Raw genomic sequence first — 21,361 nt, 5'->3', positions numbered from 1 at the left:
TTCTGTGCAAAAAAACAATTAATAACTAATAATTGCCGAATATTGCGTCATGCTGTTCGCAACCTAACCAAACAGTCACATTCCAGCTATTTTCAATGAAAAAGGGGTTGACGCTTCAAGGCTCAATACGCATAATGCGCCCCGCAACGCCGATAAGGTTACGCGAAAAAAAAGATGGCTACGTAGCTCAGCTGGTTAGAGCACATCACTCATAATGATGGGGTCACAGGTTCGAATCCCGTCGTAGCCACCATCTTTTTTTTGCGGGAGTGGCGAAATTGGTAGACGCACCAGATTTAGGTTCTGGCGCCGCAAGGTGTGCGAGTTCAAGTCTCGCCTCCCGCACCATTCACCCGTAAGCGTTGCACGGATGGGGTATCGCCAAGCGGTAAGGCACCGGTTTTTGATACCGGCATTCCCTGGTTCGAATCCAGGTACCCCAGCCATTTTTTCTTCGATATAGCGGTTCACCGCAACGGTCATTGGGGTATCGCCAAGCGGTAAGGCACCGGTTTTTGATACCGGCATTCCCTGGTTCGAATCCAGGTACCCCAGCCATCGAAGAATATGATAGTATCTGGCTACGTAGCTCAGCTGGTTAGAGCACATCACTCATAATGATGGGGTCACAGGTTCGAATCCCGTCGTAGCCACCATATTAAGGACGTATCGACTCGTTCGGTAAATCCAAAAAATTGTTGGGGTATCGCCAAGCGGTAAGGCTCTGGTTTCTGATACCAGCATTCCGAGGTTCGAATCCTCGTACCCCAGCCAATTTCAAAAAGTCGTCCACTTTGTGGGTGCACCCGTTGGGGTATCGCCAAGCGGTAAGGCTCTGGTTTCTGATACCAGCATTCCGAGGTTCGAATCCTCGTACCCCAGCCATATTAAAAAAGCTCGCTTCGGCGAGCTTTTTGCTTTTATAAAATCCTAAAAACACCCTCTCCTGCACAAGCGCCCAAAAGCTTAATGCTAGAATGCCTTTTTTGCACAAAAGGAGCTTGTGATGAATTATCAGATTTTCCCTCTGTTTTTCATGCGAATAACTGCCCTGTTGTTTTTTCTTCTCGCGGTTGGTCTCAGCTTTATCGGCATTTCGTCACTGATAACCTACTTCATTCTGATTGGCATCGTATTCCCGGTTATTGTGTCAATGCATCTTCACCGACTTAATGAAGCCGGTACGGCCTTAACGCTGACGGAGAATACTCAGTGGATGGTCTATATCCACGGCTTTCCCGCTCAGGAACAGCGATCTGTACTGAAAAATCCCTGCTTCTTTTCACAAGCACGGCTTCGCCAGTTTTTTATCTATGGGTTTAGCGGCAAGCTCTGCCTGCAAATTGCCTGTATTGCCATACTGGCGCATGATTATGCCAATGGGGGAAATACGGTTGCGGCGCTGTTTGTGCTGGCTTGCCTGCTCATCTTCGCAGGTATTAGCACCAGAGCTTTGTATTGCGTTGCCACTCATCAATGGCAATGTGAAACCCTGACAACCAACACCGGAAGTGTTTGGTATCAGGGGTTCTTTCCAGGTAAGGAAGGTAGAGAAACTCTGTTTTCGCGCCTGGTTTAACGGCACTACAACCCTAACGCATACTTCAGTGCCTGACGTTTCAGTACGCCAGCGCGCTCTGCGGCCATGAGCCCGAGATTACGCATGATGCGCAGCGGCTGCAGGTTATTGCTGAATCCGGCGTAGAACAGATCCATACCGCTTTGCATGATGAAATTGTCAGTCATACGGCGATTCTGATAACGCTTGAGCACCGGCTGACTGGCCCAGGATTCACCGTAGCTGCGCGCATTCACCAGCACATCAATCAACGCATCGACATCACGAAAACCCAGATTAACGCCCTGCCCCGCCAGTGGGTGAATGGTATGCGCGGCATCACCTACCAGCGCCAGCCCCGGTTGCACATATTGCAGCGCATGACGACGCGTAAGTGGGAATGCCCCCGCCGCCACAGGCGTAACGTTACCGAGTCTTGAAGGGAAATGTTTAGCGATCTCCGCCTGCAGTTGCGGCATATTTAGCGCTTGCAATTGGCGGATGCGAGCTGGTGAGTCGTACCACACCAGCGAGGCCCAGTTATCGAACAACGGTAAAAACGCGCGCGGACCGTCAGGGGTAAATTGCTGCCAGGTGCTGTCTCCCGGCGAATGCTCGCATTGCACGGTAATCAACATACAGGACTGCGCATACTGCCAGGCATGAATGCCAATCCCGGCCATTTTCCGCACCTGAGAATTTGCACCATCCGCGCCGATAACCAGCTTCGCGCTGATTTTTTCACCGTCTGCCAGTTCAAGTTCATGCCGATCGTGATGTTGATGCAAAGAGAGAAGCGACGCCGGCACGCGCAGCGTAACTTTAGGGTGAACTTCCAGCGCCTGCCAGAGCGCCTGTTGCAGGACCGTGTTCTCCACCATATAGCCCAACAGAGGCAGCTTAAGCTCGGCGGCATCAAACATCACATGGGCATTTTCCCATTCCCACGTTTCCAGACGACGGTAAGGATGGCTACGCATTCCCTGAACCGTATCCCAGACGCCCAGCCCTTTCAGCAACGACACGGAGGCGGAGCTAATGGCCGAAATTCTGACATCAGGCTGTCCGCCAGCAACAAACGGCGCAGGAGCGGCATGTTCAATCACCGTTACCGAAAATCCATGCTGCGCCAGTCCCAGCGCCAGCGCGCCGCCGACCATCCCCCCGCCGACAATGGCAATTTCCGTTGGTTGATTTGTCATGGTCAATTTTCCAGTTACATGTATTGTGTAAGTTTACAGGATTTTTTACCCCTTGAGGCTGACATCCGTCATACTGGTCACAACCGCGCCAAAGCAGTACACTATGCGCCCTGCATTTCAGCCACAATTTCGCAAGAGCAAGTCGATGACCAAAAAACTCCATATTAAAACCTGGGGCTGTCAGATGAACGAATACGATTCATCGAAGATGGCCGATCTGCTGGATGCCACTCATGGGTATCAACTGACTGACGTGGCGGAAGAAGCGGATGTGCTGCTGCTGAATACCTGCTCAATCCGTGAGAAGGCTCAGGAGAAAGTGTTCCATCAACTGGGCCGCTGGAAACTGTTAAAAGAGAAAAATCCCAAGCTCATCATTGGGGTCGGTGGCTGTGTTGCGTCTCAGGAAGGCGATCATATTCGCCAGCGCGCGCATTACGTTGATATTATTTTTGGGCCGCAAACGCTGCATCGCCTGCCGGAAATGATCAACAAAGTGCGTGGAAGCACGACCCGTAGCCCGGTGGTTGATATCAGTTTCCCGGAGATCGAAAAGTTCGACCGCCTGCCGGAACCGCGTGCTGAAGGTCCAAGCGCGTTTGTGTCCATCATGGAAGGTTGTAATAAATATTGTACTTACTGCGTGGTTCCCTACACCCGCGGTGAGGAAGTCAGCCGTCCGGCGGATGATATTCTGTTTGAAATCGCCCAACTGGCAGCCCAAGGCGTGCGTGAAGTGAACCTGCTGGGGCAAAACGTGAACGCCTGGCGTGGTGAAAACTACGACGGCACGATCGGATCCTTTGCCGATCTGCTGCGTCTGGTAGCAGCGATCGACGGCATTGATCGTATCCGCTTCACCACCAGCCATCCGATCGAATTCACCGATGATATCGTTGAAGTTTATCGCGATACGCCAGAGCTGGTGAGCTTCCTGCACCTGCCGGTACAGAGCGGCTCAGACCGCGTACTGAACCTGATGGGACGTACCCACACGGCGCTGGAATACAAAGCGATCATCCGCAAACTGCGCGCTGCGCGTCCGGATATCCAGATTAGCTCCGACTTCATCGTTGGCTTCCCAGGTGAAACCACGCAGGATTTCGAGCAGACCATGAAGCTGATCGCTGACGTCAATTTTGACATGAGCTACAGCTTTATCTTCTCTGCGCGTCCTGGCACCCCTGCCGCCGATATGGTTGATGACGTACCAGAAGAAGAGAAGAAACAGCGTCTGTACATTCTACAGGAGCGTATCAACCAGCAAGCTATGGCCTGGAGCCGTCGTATGGTTGGTACGACCCAGCGCATTCTGGTTGAAGGCACATCGCGTAAGAGCATTATGGAACTGTCAGGGCGTACCGAAAATAACCGCGTGGTGAACTTTGAAGGTACCCCGGATATGGTCGGTAAGTTTGTGGATGTTGAAATTACCGATGTCTGGACGAACTCCCTGCGCGGCAACGTGGTGCGTACCGAAGATGAAATGGGCCTGCGCATCGCAGAATCTCCTGAATCGGTCATTGCGCGTACCCGTAAAGAAAACGATTTAGGCGTTGGTATTTATCAGCCTTAATCCTGCTGAAAGACGTAAAAAAGGCCCGATACCGCTACACTTATCGGGCCTACACTTCTGGGCTCGCTGTCCCGGCAGGCCTTGTAATCTTCCCTGGCATCCCCATATTTATTGCAATGCTTGCGCCTTTCCCCCATGGCGTGAATAATTTCCTTAGATGCCGGTAAATGTTCAGCGTCCGGCGAGACATGCATAAGAGGAACAGTTTGAACATAGACACTCGCGAAATCACCCTTGAACCCGCAGACAACGCCCGCCTGTTGAGCCTTTGCGGCCCATTTGATGACAACATCAAACAGCTGGAACGTCGCCTCGGCATCGAAATTAACCGCCGTGATAACCACTTTAAACTGACCGGCCGCCCAATTTGCGTCACCGCTGCGGCAGATATTTTACGTAGTCTGTACGTCGATACCGCCCCGATGCGCGGTCAGACGCAGGACATCGAGCCTGAACAAATTCATCTGGCGATCAAAGAAGCGCGTGTGCTTGAGCAAAGCGCAGACAGCGTGCCTGAATTTGGCAAAGCGGTGAACATCAAGACCAAGCGCGGAGTAATTAAGCCGCGTACGCCGAACCAGGCACAGTACATTGCAAATATCCTCGACCACGACATCACCTTTGGCGTTGGCCCTGCGGGTACGGGTAAAACGTATCTCGCAGTTGCCGCTGCGGTTGATGCGCTTGAGCGTCAGGAGATCCGTCGTATTCTGCTGACCCGTCCGGCAGTGGAAGCGGGCGAAAAACTGGGATTCCTGCCGGGTGATCTCAGCCAGAAAGTCGATCCCTATTTACGACCGCTGTATGACGCGCTGTTCGAAATGCTCGGTTTTGAGAAGGTTGAAAAGCTGATTGAACGTAACGTCATTGAAGTTGCGCCGCTGGCCTATATGCGTGGCCGTACGTTAAACGATGCGTTCATCATTCTTGATGAGAGCCAGAACACCACCATCGAACAGATGAAAATGTTCCTGACCCGTATCGGCTTTAACTCCAAAGCGGTCATCACCGGCGATATCACCCAGATTGACCTGCCACGTAGCACCAAGTCCGGTCTGCGTCATGCCATTGAAGTACTGGCTGAGGTCGACGAGATTAGTTTTAATTTCTTCCATAGCGAAGACGTGGTTCGCCATCCGGTGGTGGCTCGTATCGTCACGGCGTATGAAGCCTGGGAAGAAGCAGAACAGAAACGTAAAGCCGAGCAGGCTGCAGAACGCAAGCGCGAAGCTCAGGAGCAGGAACAAAAATGAGTCAGGTTATTCTCGATTTACAGCTGGCATGTGAAGACGAATCCGGTTTACCCACAGAAAGTCAGTTTCAGGGGTGGCTGGATGCGGTGATCCCGCAGTTTCAGGAAGAGTCTGAAGTAACCATTCGTCTGGTCGATGACGCGGAAAGCCATGAGCTCAACCTGACCTATCGCGGGAAAGATAAATCCACCAACGTGCTCTCTTTCCCGTTTGAAGCCCCGCCGGGCATTGAGATGCCGCTGCTGGGTGATTTGATCATCTGCCGTCAGGTCGTCGAGAAAGAAGCGCAGGAACAAGGTAAGCCGCTTGAGGCCCACTGGGCGCACATGGTGGTGCACGGAAGCTTGCATTTACTCGGCTACGACCATATTGAAGACGATGAAGCGGAAGAAATGGAATCCCTCGAAACAGAGATTATGCTTGCTCTGGGCTATGAGGATCCGTACATTGCCGAGAAGATTGCAGAATAGTAGCTTGCCGGATGGCGCCGCTTGCGCCTTATCCGGCCTACATTTATGCCTTTCGTAGGCCTGATAAGCGTTGCGCATCAGGCAAAACATGCCGTCAACAGCTGAGTATACGCATGACGCGCTTTGTATTAACTAACATGAGAACCCATACGACGCCATGAGCGACGACAATTCACACAGTAGTGACACCTTAAACAGCAAAAAGGGATTTTTTTCCCTGTTACTGAGCCAACTTTTCCACGGTGAACCGAAAAACCGCGACGAACTGTTGGAGCTGATCCGTGATTCCGGGCAAAACGACCTTATCGATGAAGATACGCGCGATATGCTCGAAGGGGTAATGGATATTGCGGACCAACGCGTGCGCGACATCATGATCCCTCGCTCTCAGATGATTACCCTGAAACGCAACCAGACCCTGGATGAATGTCTCGATGTCATTATCGAGTCTGCTCACTCGCGTTTCCCGGTGATTAGCGAAGACAAGGATCACATTGAAGGGATTCTGATGGCCAAAGATTTGCTGCCGTTTATGCGCAGCGATGCCGAAGCCTTCAGCATGGAGAAAGTGTTACGCCAGGCGGTTGTCGTACCTGAAAGCAAGCGGGTTGACCGCATGCTGAAAGAGTTCCGCTCCCAGCGTTATCATATGGCTATCGTCATCGACGAGTTTGGCGGTGTCTCAGGTCTGGTGACCATTGAGGACATCCTTGAACTGATTGTCGGTGAAATTGAAGATGAGTACGACGAAGAAGACGATATTGATTTCCGTCAGCTCAGTCGCCACACCTGGACTATTCGCGCGCTGGCATCGATTGAAGACTTCAACGAAGCTTTCGGGACCCACTTTAGCGACGAAGAAGTCGATACCATTGGCGGGCTGGTCATGCAGGCCTTTGGTCATCTGCCCGCGCGTGGGGAAACTATCGACATTGATGGTTACCAGTTTAAAGTGGCAATGGCCGACAGCCGCCGTATTATTCAGGTTCATGTCAGAATTCCGGACGACTCACCCCAGCCAAAACTGGACGAATAAACCCGAAACTGGATCTAAGACTACATGGCATTTGCCCCATTAATTGAACGCCAGCGCATTCGCCTGCTGCTGGCGTTATTATTCGGTGCCTGCGGGACACTGGCTTTCTCACCGTATGACATCTGGCCCGCTGCGATTGTTTCGCTGATGGGCCTGCAGGCTCTCACCTTCAACCGCCGTCCGCTCCAGTCTGCCGCTATCGGCTATTTCTGGGGACTGGGACTATTTGGCTCAGGCATCAACTGGGTTTACGTCAGTATCGCGCAGTTTGGCGGTATGCCCGGCCCGGTTAACATTTTCCTCGTGGTTCTGCTTGCCGCATACCTTTCCCTCTACACCGGTCTGTTTGCCGGCGTGTTGGCGCGCTTGTGGCCGAAAACCACCTGGCTGCGGGTGGCAATTGCCGCGCCGGTAGTCTGGCAAATCACGGAATTCCTGCGCGGTTGGGTACTGACCGGCTTCCCGTGGCTGCAGTTCGGTTATAGCCAGATCGACGGTCCGTTAAAGGGGCTGGCGCCGGTAATGGGCGTTGAGGCGATTAACTTCCTGCTGATGATGGTTAGCGGCCTGTTGGCGCTGGCGCTGGTGACACGTAACTGGAAGCCGCTGGTTGCCGCACTCGTGCTCTTTGCTCTGCCTTTTCCACTGCGCTATATCCAGTGGTACACGCTTGAGCCGGAAAAAACCACCCAGGTCTCGATGGTGCAGGGCGACATTCCGCAGTCGCTTAAATGGGATGAAGGTCAGTTACTCAACACCCTGAAGATTTATCTCGACGCCACCCAACCCGAGATGGGCAAATCACAGCTAATCATCTGGCCAGAATCCGCTATTCCGGATCTGGAAATTAACCAGCAGCGTTTTCTGAGCATGATGGATGACCTGCTGAAATCGAAAAACAGCACACTGATTACCGGTATCGTGGACGCGCGTCTGAACAAACAGAATCGTTACGACACCTACAACACCATCATCACACTGGGTAAAGACAGTCCATACAGCTACGACTCCAGCAACCGCTACAACAAAAACCATCTGGTACCGTTTGGCGAGTTTGTCCCGCTGGAATCAATCCTGCGACCGTTAGCGCCGTTCTTTGACCTGCCAATGTCTTCGTTCAGCCGTGGCCCGTACGTACAGCCACAGTTGCATGCACACGGCTTTAAGCTGACCGCTGCCATTTGCTACGAAATCATTCTTGGCGAACAGGTTCGGGATAACTTCCGTCCGGATACGGACTACCTGCTGACTATCTCCAACGATGCCTGGTTTGGTAAGTCCATTGGCCCGTGGCAGCACTTCCAGATGGCGCGGATGCGTTCCCTTGAGCTGGCGCGCCCCCTGCTGCGTAGCACCAACAATGGTATTACGGCGGTGATTGGTCCTCAGGGTGAGATTCAGGCGATGATCCCGCAGTTTACCCGTCAGGTTCTGACCACCAGCGTGACGCCAACCACGGGCCTGACCCCTTATGCCCGTACCGGTAACTGGCCGCTCTGGCTGCTGACTGCACTGTTTGGCTTTGGTGCGGTGGTAATGAGCCTGCGCCAACGTCGCAAATAAAACAGTGCCCCATCAAATTCAGGCCGGATAAGGCGGTACGCCGCCATCCGGCCGTTGTGCAGCATCTTGCCTGATGGCGCTACGCTTATCAGGCCAACTCCCCTCCAAAAGACCATTCTGGCACGTCTATTGCTTTGTTCTACAAGGCAAACGCTGTTTTGGCTGAATGTGCAACCTGGTCGCACCAAAGTTGAGCGCCGGTAGCACCTGAAAAGTGCAACAAGATATTTTTGCCCCCAAATGGTGCGGCGCACTTCGCAAAAATAAACAATAACACAGCAAATTCTTTACATTCATCCAAACTAAATGTTAACAAACACATACAAGACTGCACGTTTTAGTAGCAAACAATAACAACATCACAATGGGTATCAATGCGTCCCTGGCGCAGACGATAAAGGAGTTGGATATGCAATTACGTAAGCTCGCCACTGCCATGCTGGTCATGGGAATGTCCGCCGGTCTGGCGCACGCAGAAGACGCAGCACCCGCGGCAGGCAGCACGCTGGATAAGATCGCCAAAAATGGCGTGATCGTGGTCGGTCACCGTGAATCATCGGTACCGTTTTCTTACTACGATAATCAGCAAAAAGTGGTCGGTTATTCACAGGATTACTCCAACGCGATCGTTGAAGCGGTGAAGAAAAAGCTGAACAAGCCCGATCTGCAGGTAAAACTGATCCCGATTACTTCACAAAACCGTATCCCGCTGCTGCAAAACGGTACCTTCGACTTTGAATGTGGATCCACCACCAACAACGTCGAGCGTCAGAAACAAGCAGCCTTCTCTGACACCATTTTCGTTGTCGGTACCCGTCTGCTGGCGAAAAAAGGCGGCGACGTCAAAGATTTCGCTGACCTGAAAGGCAAAGCCGTGGTCGTGACTTCAGGTACCACCTCAGAAGTGCTGCTGCACAAGCTGAACGAAGAACAAAAAATGGACATGCGCATTATCAGCGCGAAAGACCACGGTGACTCTTTCCGTACTCTGGAAAGCGGTCGCGCCGTTGCCTTTATGATGGATGACGCCCTGCTGGCTGGCGAACGCGCGAAAGCGAAGAAACCAGACAACTGGGAGATCGTTGGCAAGCCACAGTCTCAGGAAGCTTACGGCTGCATGCTGCGCAAAGATGACCCTGAGTTCAAAAAGCTGATGGATGACACTATCGCCAAGGCGCAGACCTCAGGCGAAGCTGAGAAATGGTTTGATAAGTGGTTTAAAAATCCAATTCCACCGAAGAACCTGAACATGAATTTCGAACTGTCAGATGAGATGAAAGCCCTGTTCAAAGAACCGAATGATAAAGCGCTTAACTAACTAAAATAAATGGGAGGCTTCCCCTCCCTCTCGATTGCTACTCGGCACGGACAGACTATAAGCCTGATGGTCGTTCCCCATCAGGCCTGAAAACCGCAAAACGCCGAATAACAATCTTCGAGGGTAGCGCTGCTACCCTTTTTTTTCTGGAGTAGATTTATGTCTATAGACTGGAACTGGGGTATTTTTTTACAACAGGCCCCGTTCGGCAACACCACCTATCTCGGCTGGCTCTGGAGTGGTTTCCAGGTCACGGTCGCGTTATCTATCACCGCCTGGATTATCGCTTTCCTCATAGGCTCTTTATTCGGCATCTTACGTACCGTCCCAAATCGTTTCCTTTCCGGGATCGGCACGCTATACGTTGAGCTGTTTCGTAACGTTCCGCTCATCGTTCAGTTCTTTACCTGGTATCTGGTCATTCCTGAACTGCTGCCGGAAAACATTGGCATGTGGTTCAAGTCGGAACTGGATCCCAACATTCAGTTCTTCCTCTCATCCATGCTTTGTCTGGGGCTGTTTACCGCCGCGCGCGTCTGTGAGCAGGTTCGCGCAGCGATTCAGTCCCTGCCTCGCGGGCAGAAAAACGCCGCGCTGGCGATGGGGCTGACTTTGCCGCAGGCCTACCGCTATGTGCTGCTGCCAAACGCATACCGCGTGATTGTTCCGCCGATGACCTCAGAGATGATGAACCTGGTGAAGAACTCCGCGATCGCCTCTACCATCGGCCTGGTCGATATGGCGGCGCAGGCGGGAAAACTATTGGATTACTCCGCCCACGCATGGGAGTCGTTTACCGCCATCACGCTGGCCTACGTCCTGATTAACGCCGTCATCATGCTGGTGATGAATCTCGTCGAACGCAAAATCCGCCTGCCTGGCAATTTGGGAGGCAAATAATGTACGAATTTGACTGGAGTTCTATCGTCCCTTCCCTGCCGTATCTGCTGGACGGGCTGATCATCACCCTGAAAATCACCGTTACGGCGGTCGTCATTGGTATTGTCTGGGGAACCATCCTTGCAGTAATGCGTCTGTCCAGCTTCGCGCCGATTGCCTGGTTTGCGAAAGGCTACGTCAACGTATTTCGTTCTATTCCGCTGGTCATGGTGCTGCTGTGGTTCTACCTGATTGTGCCCGGCTTTTTGCAAAACGTACTGGGTCTGTCGCCTAAAACCGATATTCGCCTGATCTCAGCGATGGTCGCGTTTTCGATGTTTGAAGCTGCGTACTATTCCGAGATTATCCGTGCCGGTATCCAGAGTATTTCTCGTGGGCAATCCAGCGCCGCGCTGGCGCTGGGGATGACACACTGGCAGTCGATGAAGCTGATCATTCTGCCACAGGCCTTCCGCGCGATGGTACCACTGCTGCTGACCCAGGGCATCGTACTGTTCCAGGATACCTCGCTGGTCTATGTATTGAGTCTGGCAGACTTCTTCCGTACCGCCTCCACCATTGGCGAGCGTGACGGCACACAGGTTGAAATGATCCTGTTTGCTGGCGCCGTTTATTTTGTATTCAGTCTGAGCGCATCGTTGTTGGTCAGCTATTTGAAGAAAAGGACAGTTTAATGATTACCCTGAAAAATGTTTCTAAATGGTATGGTCACTTTCAGGTGCTGACCGACTGCTCCACGGAAGTGAAAAAAGGTGAAGTGGTGGTGGTCTGCGGCCCGTCAGGTTCAGGTAAATCAACGCTTATCAAAACGGTGAACGGGTTGGAGCCGGTACAACAGGGCGTCATCACCGTTGATGGTACCGTGGTGAATGATAAAAAAACCGATCTGGCCAAACTGCGCTCTCGTGTTGGTATGGTGTTCCAGCACTTTGAACTGTTCCCACATCTGTCGATCATTGAGAACCTGACTCTGGCGCAGGTAAAAGTGCTTAAGCGCGATAAAAAGCCGGCCCGCGACAAAGCGCAAAAGTTACTGGAACGCGTTGGCCTGTCGGCACATGCCGAGAAGTTCCCGGCCCAACTCTCCGGGGGCCAGCAACAGCGTGTCGCTATCGCCCGGGCACTATGTATGGATCCTATTGCCATGCTGTTTGACGAACCGACATCGGCGCTTGATCCTGAAATGATCAACGAAGTACTGGACGTTATGGTTGAACTGGCCAATGAAGGGATGACCATGATGGTGGTGACCCATGAAATGGGCTTTGCGCGTAAAGTGGCGAACCGGGTGATCTTCATGGATGAAGGGAAAATTGTTGAAGACTCACCGAAAGAAGAGTTCTTCGCTAATCCGAAATCGGACCGCGCCAAAGACTTCCTCGCGAAAATCCTGCACTAATCTTGCTGGCGCGCATCTCCATGTGCGCGCCACCTCACGCTTTATCCCTTCGCCTCTCGAAACACATACAGCCCAGCGTTAACCTTGTCACAAAGTCCCACTTACAAGGAGCAACAATGGCACTTCCGATCCTGTTTGATTGCGATCCAGGTCATGACGACGCTATCGCAATTGTACTCGCCCTCGCCTCACCTGAACTGGATGTGAAAGCGATAACCTCGTCAGCCGGGAATCAGACTCCCGACAAAACGCTGCGTAACGTATTGCGCATGCTGACGTTGCTCAAGCGTACGGATATTCCCGTCGCCGGTGGCGCTGTGAAACCACTGATGCGCGATCTGATTATCGCCGATAACGTCCATGGCGAGAGTGGGCTGGATGGTCCGGCGCTGCCGGAACCCACTTTTGCGCCACAAGACTGTACCGCTGTGGAACTGATGGCGAAAACCCTGCGTGAAAGCCCGGAACCGATGACGATTGTCTCCACCGGCCCGCAAACTAACGTGGCATTGCTACTGAATAGCCATCCTGAGCTGCACGCCAAAATCGACCGTATCGTGATTATGGGTGGTGCAATGGGCCTCGGAAACTGGACACCCGCCGCCGAGTTCAACATCTTTGTGGATCCCGAAGCCGCGGAGATCGTATTCCAGTCGGGTATTCCGGTGGTGATGGCTGGTCTGGACGTGACGCATAAAGCGCAAATACATCGTGAAGATACCGAACGGTTCCGCGCTATTGGCAATCCTGTTTCAACGATCGTTGCTGAACTACTCGATTTCTTCTTTGAATATCACAAAGACGAAAAATGGGGATTCATCGGCGCACCGCTGCATGACCCATGTACCATTGCCTGGCTGCTGAAACCTGAACTGTTTACCACCGTTGAACGCTGGGTTGGCGTGGAAACTCAGGGTAAATATACCCAAGGAATGACCGTGGTGGACTACTACTTCCTGAGCGGCAATAAGCCAAACGCCACCGTGATGGTGGATGTTGATCGCCAGGGGTTTGTCGATTTGCTGGCAGAACGGCTGAAGTTTTACGCCTAATACACGCCGGATGCCGCTAACGCTTATCCGGCCTACAAAATCGTGCAATTTGTAGGCCGGAGAAGACGCTTTGCGTCGCCATCCGGCAATAAGCAATTACGGTTCAAACGGTCGGCGCTGAAACTGATCGTGTCCGCATTTCGGACACAGCGGCAGCACATCCGGGGTGTAAACCGCTAAATGGAAGTGGCACTTCTCGCAGACCAGATTACCTAATCCGACCACCTCGCCGCTGTGATAAACACCGTGATGACTGAGGTCCTGGAACACTTCGCGCCATTCGAGCTGCGTTTTATCGGTAATATCGGCCAGTTCCTGCCAGATACTCTCCTTGATAACCCGCATAAAGACGCTGTCTGTCTCCTCATCGAGACTTTCTTCATAGCTCAGAGCAAACTCTTCCAGGTCACGTCTGACGGCCCGAGTGAGCTCTTCCACCTCGGTTCGCGTTAACTCCCCGGTCTGCATAACTCGTTGACGCGCCTGCTCCACCAACGCATCGATATCGCGTTCGCCATTACGCAGACGTTCGCTCAGTGAAGCTACCAGTTCACGGTAATATTGAGCAACCTTGTTCATCGCTTCGCCTCCTGGGTCGTTAACTGTCTATAATAATAGACGTTATTTACACTACGCTTTGCAAGACTGTCCACAGAGTGTGTAAATTCGTGCAAGAATTATCCTTGCGGGAATTCAACGCTGAATGCGCGAAAGGCTGTTTTGGCGCGGGCGTTTGGGCTATGCTATGCGGATCTGAAACACCACATCTAGAGCTACGTTTGTAGCTGTATTGAAAACAGGACCACTGGCTGCCATGCAAGAGCAATACCGCCCGGAAGAGATAGAATCCAAAGTACAGCTTCACTGGGATGAGAAGCGCACATTTGAAGTTACCGAAGACGAGAGCAAAGAGAAGTATTACTGCCTGTCTATGCTTCCCTATCCTTCTGGTCGACTACACATGGGCCACGTACGTAACTACACCATCGGTGACGTGATCGCCCGCTACCAGCGCATGCTGGGCAAAAACGTACTGCAGCCAATTGGCTGGGATGCGTTCGGTCTGCCAGCAGAAGGTGCTGCGGTTAAAAACAACACCGCGCCGGCACCGTGGACGTACGACAACATCGCATACATGAAAAACCAGCTCAAAATGCTGGGTTTCGGTTACGACTGGAGCCGTGAGCTGGCGACCTGCACCCCGGAATATTACCGTTGGGAACAGAAATTCTTCACCGAGCTGTACAAAAAAGGCCTGGTGTACAAGAAAACGTCTGCGGTCAACTGGTGCCCGAATGACCAGACCGTACTGGCGAACGAACAGGTTATCGACGGATGCTGCTGGCGTTGTGATACCAAAGTCGAGCGTAAAGAGATCCCGCAGTGGTTCATCAAAATCACCGCTTACGCTGACGAACTGCTGCGTGACCTGGATAACCTGGATCACTGGCCTGACACCGTGAAAACGATGCAGCGCAACTGGATTGGCCGTTCTGAAGGCGTAGAAATCACCTTCGATGTGAACGATTACGACAACACGCTGGCCGTTTACACCACCCGTCCGGACACCTTTATGGGTGCGACCTATCTGGCCGTTGCCGCAGGTCACCCGCTGGCGCAGAAAGCCGCTGCAAATAACCCGGAACTGGCCGCCTTCATTGACGAATGCCGCAACACCAAGGTTGCTGAAGCCGAAATGGCAACCATGGAGAAGAAAGGCGTCGACACGGGCTTTAAAGCCGTTCACCCGCTGACTGGCGAAGAGATCCCGGTTTGGGCAGCAAACTTCGTCCTGATGGAATACGGTACGGGCGCAGTCATGGCCGTTCCGGGGCACGATCAGCGCGATTACGAGTTTGCGACTAAATATGGCCTGACCATCAAGCCTGTAATTCTGACCGCTGAAGGCGCAGAGCCGGATCTGTCCGAACAAGCTCTGACCGAAAAAGGGGTGCTGTTTAACTCCGGTGAGTTTGACGGCCTCGACTTCGAAGCAGCCTTCAATGCCATTGCTGACAAGCTGGTGGCTCTTGGCGTGGGTGAGCGTAAAGTGAACTACCGTCTGCGTGACTGGGGTGTTTCCCGTCAGCGTTACTGGGGCGCGCCGATTCCGATGGTGACATTGGAAGACGGTACCGTACTGCCGACGCCAGAGGACCAGTTGCCGGTTATTCTGCCGGAAGACGTGGTTATGGATGGTATTACCAGCCCAATCAAAGCCGATCCGGAGTGGGCAAAAACCACCGTTAACGGCATGCCTGCACTGCGCGAAACCGACACTTTCGATACTTTTATGGAATCCTCCTGGTACTACGCGCGCTACACCTGCCCGCAGTACAACGAAGGGATGCTGGATCCAGAAGCTGCAAACTACTGGCTGCCGGTTGATATCTACATTGGTGGTATTGAACACGCCATCATGCACCTGCTCTACTTCCGCTTCTTCCACAAGCTGATGCGCGATGCGGGTATGGTCAACTCTGACGAACCGGCTAAACAGCTGCTGTGCCAGGGTATGGTGCTGGCCGATGCGTTCTATTACGTTGGTGCAAACGGTGAGCGTAACTGGGTTTCTCCGGTTGATGCCATCGTTGAGCGCGACGAGAAAGGTCGTATCGTCAAAGCTCAGGACGCAGAAGGCCATGAACTGGTGTATACCGGCATGAGCAAAATGTCCAAGTCGAAAAATAACGGTATCGACCCGCAGGTTATGGTTGAACGTTACGGCGCCGACACCGTACGTCTGTTCATGATGTTCGCTTCTCCGGCTGATATGACGCTGGAATGGCAAGAGTCCGGCGTTGAAGGGGCGAACCGCTTCCTGAAACGTGTCTGGAAGCTGGTTTACGAACATACCTCCAAAGGTGATGTAGCTGAACTGAACGTTGATGTGTTGAGCGAAGACCAAAAAGCGTTGCGTCGCGACGTGCATAAAACCATTGCTAAAGTGACCGATGATATTGGTCGTCGTCAGACCTTTAACACCGCAATTGCGGCGATTATGGAGCTGATGAACAAGCTGGCGAAAGCACCACAGGAAGACGAGCAGGACCGCGCCCTGATGCAGGAAGCGCTGCTGGCCGTTGTACGCATGCTCAACCCGTTCACCCCACACGTTTGCTTCACGATGTGGCAGGCGCTGAAAGGTGAAGGCGATATCGACAACGCACCGTGGCCGGTAGCTGACGAAGCCGCAATGGTTGAAGACTCGACGTTGGTTGTTGTTCAGGTGAACGGTAAAGTCCGTGGCAAAATTACCGTTCCGGTAAATGCGACAGAAGAACAGGTTCGTGAAGGTGCTGGCCAGGAGCATCTGGTGGCAAAATATCTTGATGGCGTTACCGTACGTAAAGTGATTTATGTACCGGGTAAACTCCTCAATCTGGTCGTTGGCTAAGCGCGGGAGGAAGCGTGCGACTTCTGACAACATTGTTGTTATCTCTGGCGGTGCTTGCCACCGCCGGGTGTGGCTGGCATCTGCGTAGTACTACGCAGGTTCCACCCTCAATGAAAACCATGATCCTGAACTCTGGCGATCCGAACGGCCCGTTAAGCCGTGCGGTCCGTAACCAGCTGCGTCTGAACGGTGTGACGCTGCTTGAAGACGGTACAATGCGTAAAGATGTGACGTCTTTACGTCTTGGCGCGGTCAGCATTTCGCAGGATACGGCGTCGGTATTCCAGAACGGTCAAACGGCTGAATACCAGATGGTGATGTCCGTAAGCGCTACCGTGCTGATTCCAGGACATGATATTTACCCTATCAGCGCAAAAGTTTATCGTTCGTTCTTTGACAACCCACAGGCTGCACTGGCGAAGGATAACGAGCAGGAGATGATCATCAAAGAGATGTATGACAAAGCGGCTGAACAGTTAATTCGTAAGCTGCCAAGCGTACATCTGGCTGATACTCTGTCATCCAATGCTGATGATGATGCTAAGCCAGCTGCGACAAAAGCCGCAGAGCCTGCGTCATCTCCGGCGCGTGTCTCCACCACGCTGGGTAACTGATGCTCAAGTTGTACCCTGAACAACTCCGCGCACAGCTCAATGAAGGGCTGCGCGCGGCGTATTTGCTCTTAGGTAACGATCCCCTCTTATTGCAGGAAAGCCAGGATGCCATCCGTCAGGCTGCTGCCACACAAGGGTTCGAAGAACACCACGCCTTCACTCTGGACAACAGCACCGACTGGGGAGAGATTTTTTCACTCTGCCAGGCGATGAGCCTGTTTGCCAACCGTCAAACCCTGCTCCTGCAACTGCCTGAAAATGGCCCCAATGCCGCCATTAACGAACAGCTCGCTTCACTCGTCACACTGCTACATAACGACCTGCTGCTGATTGTTCGTGGTAACAAGCTGACTAAAGCGCAGGAAAACGCCGCATGGTATACCGGACTTGCCAATAATGCGGTGCAGGTCAGCTGCCAGACGCCGGAGCAAGCACAGCTCCCGCGTTGGGTCGCCGCGAGGGCTAAACTCAATAACCTGCAACTGGATGACGCAGCCAATCAGCTGTTGTGCTATTGCTATGAAGGTAACCTGTTAGCACTGGCGCAAGCGCTGGAACGGTTAGCATTGCTTTGGCCTGATGGCAAACTAACGCTGCCTCGCGTAGAGAAAGCCGTTAACGATGCAGCGCACTTTACCCCGTTCCACTGGGTGGATGCGTTGCTGATGGGCAAAAGCAAACGCGCGCTGCACATTCTGCAACAGCTACGTCTGGAAGGCAGTGAGCCGGTTATTTTGCTGCGTACGATACAGCGTGAATTGCTGTTGCTGGTCAACCTAAAACGGCAGTCGGCGAATACCCCCTTGCGCACGTTGTTTGATAAACACCGGGTGTGGCAAAATCGCCGGGGCATGATGGGTGATGCGCTAAACCGGCTGAACCCGGCACAGTTGCGTCAGGCGGTAACGCTGTTAACGCGTACGGAAATTACGCTTAAACAAGACTATGGTCAGTCAGTGTGGGCGGAACTTGAGGGTCTGTCCCTTTTGCTCTGCCATAAATCACTGGCCGATGTTTTTATTGATGGTTGATATGAAATCATTGCAGGCTCTGTTCGGCGGCACCTTTGATCCGGTGCATTATGGTCATCTTAAACCGGTTGAAATTCTGGCGAATCTGATTGGTCTTTCCCGGGTCATCATCATGCCCAATAACGTCCCGCCGCATCGTGCGCAGCCTGAAGCGTCCGGTGAGCAACGTAAGCGCATGGTTGAACTGGCCATTGCTGATAAACCGCTGTTTTCCCTGGATGAACGCGAACTGAAACGCGACACGGCCTCCTACACCGCGCAAACGCTAAAAGAGTGGCGCGAGGAACAAGGCCCGAACGTGCCGTTAGCGTTTATCATTGGTCAGGATTCGCTGCTGACCTTCCCTTCCTGGCACGACTACCACACGATTCTGGATAATACCCATCTCATCGTGTGCCGACGTCCAGGTTATCCTCTCGAAATGACGCAGGAAAAGCACCAGCAATGGCTGGAGGATCACCTGACTCATTCGCCGGATGACCTGCACAACCTGCCTTGCGGAAAAATCTACCTGGCCGAAACGCCGTGGTTCAACATCTCCGCCACGCTCATTCGCGAGCGCCTGGAAAAAGGCGAGCCGTGCGACGACCTGATGCCAGGCGCAGTGCTTGACTATATCAATCAGCAGGGGTTGTATCGCTAAGCGTGTTGTTTAATGCCGCCAGCAGGCGGTCATTTTCTTCCTGACTGCGAACAGCAACTCGGTAATAACGCGCGTCCAACCCAGGGTAATTGGCACAACTGCGAATCAAGACATGCTGTTCCAGCAACATCCGTTGCAAATCAATATCCGCGCGATCGCAGCGTAATAAACGATAATTTGCCTGGCCGGGATACACCGTCAGGCCAGGCAGGTTTTGTAGCTGTTGCTCAAACCGCGCTCCCTCTTGTTCCAGCCATTTCCACGTCGCCTGCTGATAAGCGCTGTCGCGTAAAATAATCTCGCCGGCCAGAGCAGCAAACGCATTAATTGACCACGGCATTTGTCGGCTGCGCATTTGTACAACGGCCTGCTCGTTACTGTTGACCAGATACCCCAGACGCAGCCCCGGTATCGCATAGAACTTGGTGAGCGAGCGCAGCACCCAAATATGCGGGTTATCCCGAAGTAGCGGAATAAACCCCGGCTCCCCGGCAATAAAATCGATAAACGCTTCATCAAGGATCAGATTGATCCCAAGCCGCTCACAACGTAAGGCAATCTCACGTAGCAGGCGGTTATCCGGTAGTAACCCGGTGGGGTTGTTGGGCGTGCAGAGAAACAGGCAGTCCAGCTCTGAGGTTAACGCATCGAGGATCGCATCGGTAAGCTGCCACCCATCGTCTTCGCGCAGCGCAAACTCATGGATCGTACAGTCTCCCCATTGCAGCGCCCGACGATATTCAGCAAACCCAGGCGTCACGATCATCGCGTGACGTGGCTTCAGGCCATCTACCAGGGTAAAAATAGACTCGGTCTCACCGTTTCCGGCCAGGATCCACGAGGCCGGAATCTGATGATGCTCCGCCAGCGCTGCATGCAGTTGCGCGTAATCGACATCCGGGTAACGCTCCGCGCAGTCCATATTGTCGATAATTGCGCGTTTTAAACCTGCTGGCATACCCAGCGGATTAATATTTGCGCTAAAATCCAGCAATTGCTCAGGCGAGACGCCCAACAGTTCGGCGGCTTCTCGGGTATTACCACCATGCGCGCTCTTCAATAAAGACATCGTGCCGCTCCACGTAAAAAAAGGTATTTTAGTGAAAAATCTCTGCGCAATCAGGGCAAACATCATGTTTTGTGCGAATAACCCCAAGAGGAAAAAATGAGACTCTGGTTGGTACGTCATGGCGAAACCGAAGCCAACGTCGCGGGTTTATATAGCGGCCACGCTCCCACACCACTAACAGAACGGGGAATAGCTCAGGCGCAAACGCTGAGTACGCTGTTACGCGATGTGCCTGTCGACAACGTTCTGTGCAGCGAGCTGGAGCGCGCCCGCCATACAACGCAGTTGATCTTAGGCGATCGCGAGATTCCTGTGCGTAACATGCCTGAGCTCAATGAGATGTTTTTTGGCGACTGGGAAATGCGCCACCATCGCGATCTGGCGCGCGAAGACGCCGAAAACTACGCCGTGTGGTGTAACGACTGGCAGAACGCGACGCCCACTAATGGCGAAGGTTTTCAGGCATTTTCCCTGCGCGTGGAACGCTTCATTGCTCAACTCGATGATTACAAAATGTGCCAAAACCTGCTGGTGGTGAGTCATCAGGGTGTACTGAGCGTGTTGATCGCCCGTTTGTTGTCCATGCCGGCAGCAGCAATGTGGCATTTTCGCGTCGAACAAGGTTGCTGGAGCGCGATTGATTTTTGCGACGATTTTGCGGTTCTGAAAGTACTTAACAGCCGGGCTGTATGGCACGACGGAGAGTGAAAGCACTGTTTTTTCTGCCGAAGGGCTTCTCTCCCATTGACACCCCATGACAGGCTGTTATTCTCCGCAACCTGACTTTTCCCGCCCTTCAGAGCTTTGCAGAAATTGTTTTACAAAAATGGCGATGCATTCTGCGGCGTGGGGTGGGATGATAGCGCACTTCACAAGCGCTTTCGGAGACATTTGTCCCGATATCGCCTCTGGTTCAGGTATACTAACAGACGTTTTTAACTCTTTTCACCCAGGGGGAACACTTGCAGGGTAAAGCACTTCAGGATTTTGTAATCGACAAAATTGATGACCTGAAAGGTCAAGACATCATCGCCTTAGACGTTCAGGGCAAATCCAGCATCACTGATTGCATGATTATCTGTACTGGCACGTCCAGCCGTCATGTAATGTCTATCGCAGACCACGTTGTTCAGGAGTCCCGCACTGCTGGTCTGCTGCCGCTTGGCGTAGAAGGCGAGAACGTCGCAGACTGGATCGTCGTTGACCTCGGCGATGTGATTGTCCACGTGATGCAGGAAGAAAGCCGTCGCCTGTATGAACTGGAAAAACTCTGGAGTTAA

20 protein-coding genes and 7 tRNA genes are annotated in these 21,361 nt (G+C 52.7%); 24 read left to right on the top strand and 3 right to left on the bottom strand.

Translation table 11 applies throughout. From position 1 onward, the window contains the following. Window positions 1-176 precede the first annotated feature (176 nt). From WN16_RS10590 to WN16_RS10555, 8 genes are all read left to right on the top strand, one after another. Window positions 177-253 (top strand) — tRNA-Met (locus WN16_RS10590). Between the two features lie 10 nt (window positions 254-263). After that, window positions 264-348: transfer RNA gene (locus WN16_RS10585), tRNA-Leu, on the top strand. Window positions 349-371: 23 nt separating this feature from the next. Next, window positions 372-446 (top strand) — tRNA-Gln (locus WN16_RS10580). Between the two features lie 37 nt (window positions 447-483). Then, window positions 484-558, top strand: a tRNA-Gln gene (locus WN16_RS10575). 21 nt (window positions 559-579) lie between these two features. Further along, window positions 580-656, top strand: a tRNA-Met gene (locus WN16_RS10570). 43 nt (window positions 657-699) lie between these two features. After that, window positions 700-774 (top strand) — tRNA-Gln (locus WN16_RS10565). Window positions 775-810: 36 nt separating this feature from the next. After that, window positions 811-885, top strand: a tRNA-Gln gene (locus tag WN16_RS10560). 121 nt (window positions 886-1,006) lie between these two features. After that, window positions 1,007-1,579: a hypothetical protein gene (locus tag WN16_RS10555; protein ID WP_032936885.1), complete on the top strand. Its 573-nt coding sequence runs from the start codon at window positions 1,007-1,009 to the stop codon at window positions 1,577-1,579. 5 nt (window positions 1,580-1,584) lie between these two features. On the opposite strand, the gene ubiF is transcribed toward WN16_RS10555, so the two are convergent. Then, window positions 1,585-2,760, bottom strand: coding sequence for a 3-demethoxyubiquinol 3-hydroxylase (ubiF, locus tag WN16_RS10550; RefSeq protein WP_003022782.1), 1,176 nt, complete (start codon window positions 2,758-2,760; stop codon window positions 1,585-1,587). Between the two features lie 145 nt (window positions 2,761-2,905). Here ubiF and miaB point away from each other — a divergent pair, with 145 nt between their 5' ends. The 10 genes from miaB to rihA all read left to right on the top strand — a co-directional run bounded on the left by miaB (window position 2,906) and on the right by rihA (window position 13,327). Then, window positions 2,906-4,336: a tRNA (N6-isopentenyl adenosine(37)-C2)-methylthiotransferase MiaB gene (gene miaB / locus WN16_RS10545; protein ID WP_044701062.1), complete on the top strand. Its 1,431-nt coding sequence runs from the start codon at window positions 2,906-2,908 to the stop codon at window positions 4,334-4,336. A gap of 206 nt (window positions 4,337-4,542) precedes the next feature. Beyond that, entirely contained in the window at window positions 4,543-5,589 is a 1,047-nt protein-coding gene (locus WN16_RS10535) for a PhoH family protein (protein WP_003022776.1), read from the top strand. Beyond that, window positions 5,586-6,059: an rRNA maturation RNase YbeY gene (gene ybeY / locus WN16_RS10530; protein WP_003022773.1), complete on the top strand. Its 474-nt coding sequence runs from the start codon at window positions 5,586-5,588 to the stop codon at window positions 6,057-6,059. The genes WN16_RS10535 and ybeY overlap by 4 nt, the downstream gene beginning before the upstream one ends. 157 nt (window positions 6,060-6,216) lie before the next feature. After that, the gene (gene corC / locus WN16_RS10525) at window positions 6,217-7,095 is read left to right on the top strand and encodes a CNNM family magnesium/cobalt transport protein CorC (protein ID WP_003847383.1); all 879 of its coding nucleotides are present in this window, start codon (window positions 6,217-6,219) and stop codon (window positions 7,093-7,095) included. Window positions 7,096-7,119: 24 nt separating this feature from the next. Then, window positions 7,120-8,658, top strand: a complete 1,539-nt coding sequence (gene lnt, locus WN16_RS10520) for an apolipoprotein N-acyltransferase (RefSeq protein ID WP_003847385.1) — start codon at window positions 7,120-7,122, stop codon at window positions 8,656-8,658. Window positions 8,659-9,067: 409 nt separating this feature from the next. Next, window positions 9,068-9,976, top strand: a complete 909-nt coding sequence (gene gltI / locus WN16_RS10515) for a glutamate/aspartate ABC transporter substrate-binding protein GltI (RefSeq protein WP_003022762.1) — start codon at window positions 9,068-9,070, stop codon at window positions 9,974-9,976. Between the two features lie 159 nt (window positions 9,977-10,135). Beyond that, entirely contained in the window at window positions 10,136-10,876 is a 741-nt protein-coding gene (gene gltJ, locus WN16_RS10510; protein WP_003022759.1) for a glutamate/aspartate ABC transporter permease GltJ, read from the top strand. Next, window positions 10,876-11,550 carry a glutamate/aspartate ABC transporter permease GltK gene (gene gltK / locus WN16_RS10505; protein WP_003022757.1) on the top strand — a complete coding sequence of 225 codons (675 nt, stop codon included), beginning with the start codon at window positions 10,876-10,878 and terminating at the stop codon, window positions 11,548-11,550. Before gltJ ends, gltK begins: the two co-directional genes overlap by 1 nt. Further along, a complete protein-coding gene (gene gltL, locus WN16_RS10500) occupies window positions 11,550-12,275 on the top strand; it encodes a glutamate/aspartate ABC transporter ATP-binding protein GltL (protein WP_003022754.1) in 726 nt (241 codons plus the stop codon). The genes gltK and gltL overlap by 1 nt, the downstream gene beginning before the upstream one ends. 116 nt (window positions 12,276-12,391) lie before the next feature. Further along, entirely contained in the window at window positions 12,392-13,327 is a 936-nt protein-coding gene (rihA, locus tag WN16_RS10495; protein WP_003847389.1) for a pyrimidine-specific ribonucleoside hydrolase RihA, read from the top strand. A gap of 96 nt (window positions 13,328-13,423) precedes the next feature. Here the strand turns inward: rihA and WN16_RS10490 are convergent, their stop codons facing one another. Beyond that, window positions 13,424-13,906, bottom strand: coding sequence for a zinc ribbon-containing protein (locus WN16_RS10490; protein WP_003022748.1), 483 nt, complete (start codon window positions 13,904-13,906; stop codon window positions 13,424-13,426). Between the two features lie 235 nt (window positions 13,907-14,141). Between WN16_RS10490 and leuS the strand changes: the two genes are divergently transcribed. The 4 genes from leuS to nadD are packed head-to-tail and all read left to right on the top strand — an operon-like array spanning window position 14,142 to window position 19,012. Continuing rightward, a complete protein-coding gene (gene leuS / locus WN16_RS10485) occupies window positions 14,142-16,724 on the top strand; it encodes a leucine--tRNA ligase (protein WP_088169013.1) in 2,583 nt (860 codons plus the stop codon). 14 nt (window positions 16,725-16,738) lie between these two features. Then, the gene (lptE, locus tag WN16_RS10480; RefSeq protein ID WP_044700991.1) at window positions 16,739-17,338 is read left to right on the top strand and encodes an LPS assembly lipoprotein LptE; all 600 of its coding nucleotides are present in this window, start codon (window positions 16,739-16,741) and stop codon (window positions 17,336-17,338) included. Further along, window positions 17,338-18,369, top strand: coding sequence for a DNA polymerase III subunit delta (gene holA, locus WN16_RS10475; RefSeq protein WP_003022740.1), 1,032 nt, complete (start codon window positions 17,338-17,340; stop codon window positions 18,367-18,369). The genes lptE and holA overlap by 1 nt, the downstream gene beginning before the upstream one ends. A gap of 1 nt (window position 18,370) precedes the next feature. Next, on the top strand, window positions 18,371-19,012 hold the full coding sequence (nadD, locus tag WN16_RS10470) for a nicotinate-nucleotide adenylyltransferase (protein ID WP_003022738.1): 642 nt from the start codon (window positions 18,371-18,373) through the stop codon (window positions 19,010-19,012). On the opposite strand, the gene cobD is transcribed toward nadD, so the two are convergent. Continuing rightward, entirely contained in the window at window positions 18,987-20,081 is a 1,095-nt protein-coding gene (cobD, locus tag WN16_RS10465) for a threonine-phosphate decarboxylase CobD (protein ID WP_044700989.1), read from the bottom strand. The genes nadD and cobD overlap by 26 nt on opposite strands. 96 nt (window positions 20,082-20,177) lie before the next feature. On the opposite strand from cobD, the gene WN16_RS10460 reads away from it, so the two are divergent. Beyond that, complete coding sequence (locus WN16_RS10460) at window positions 20,178-20,789, top strand: adenosylcobalamin/alpha-ribazole phosphatase (RefSeq protein WP_016149777.1); 612 nt, start codon at window positions 20,178-20,180, stop codon at window positions 20,787-20,789. 254 nt (window positions 20,790-21,043) lie between these two features. After that, the gene (gene rsfS, locus WN16_RS10455) at window positions 21,044-21,361 is read left to right on the top strand and encodes a ribosome silencing factor (protein ID WP_003022728.1); all 318 of its coding nucleotides are present in this window, start codon (window positions 21,044-21,046) and stop codon (window positions 21,359-21,361) included.

Source organism: Citrobacter sp. ABFQG (genome assembly GCF_004322975.1).
In the GTDB taxonomy this organism is placed as follows: Bacteria; Pseudomonadota; Gammaproteobacteria; order Enterobacterales; family Enterobacteriaceae; genus Citrobacter; species Citrobacter freundii.
The sequence above is the reverse complement of the archived record's forward strand: the minus strand, read 5'-3'. Positions and strand labels throughout refer to the sequence as shown.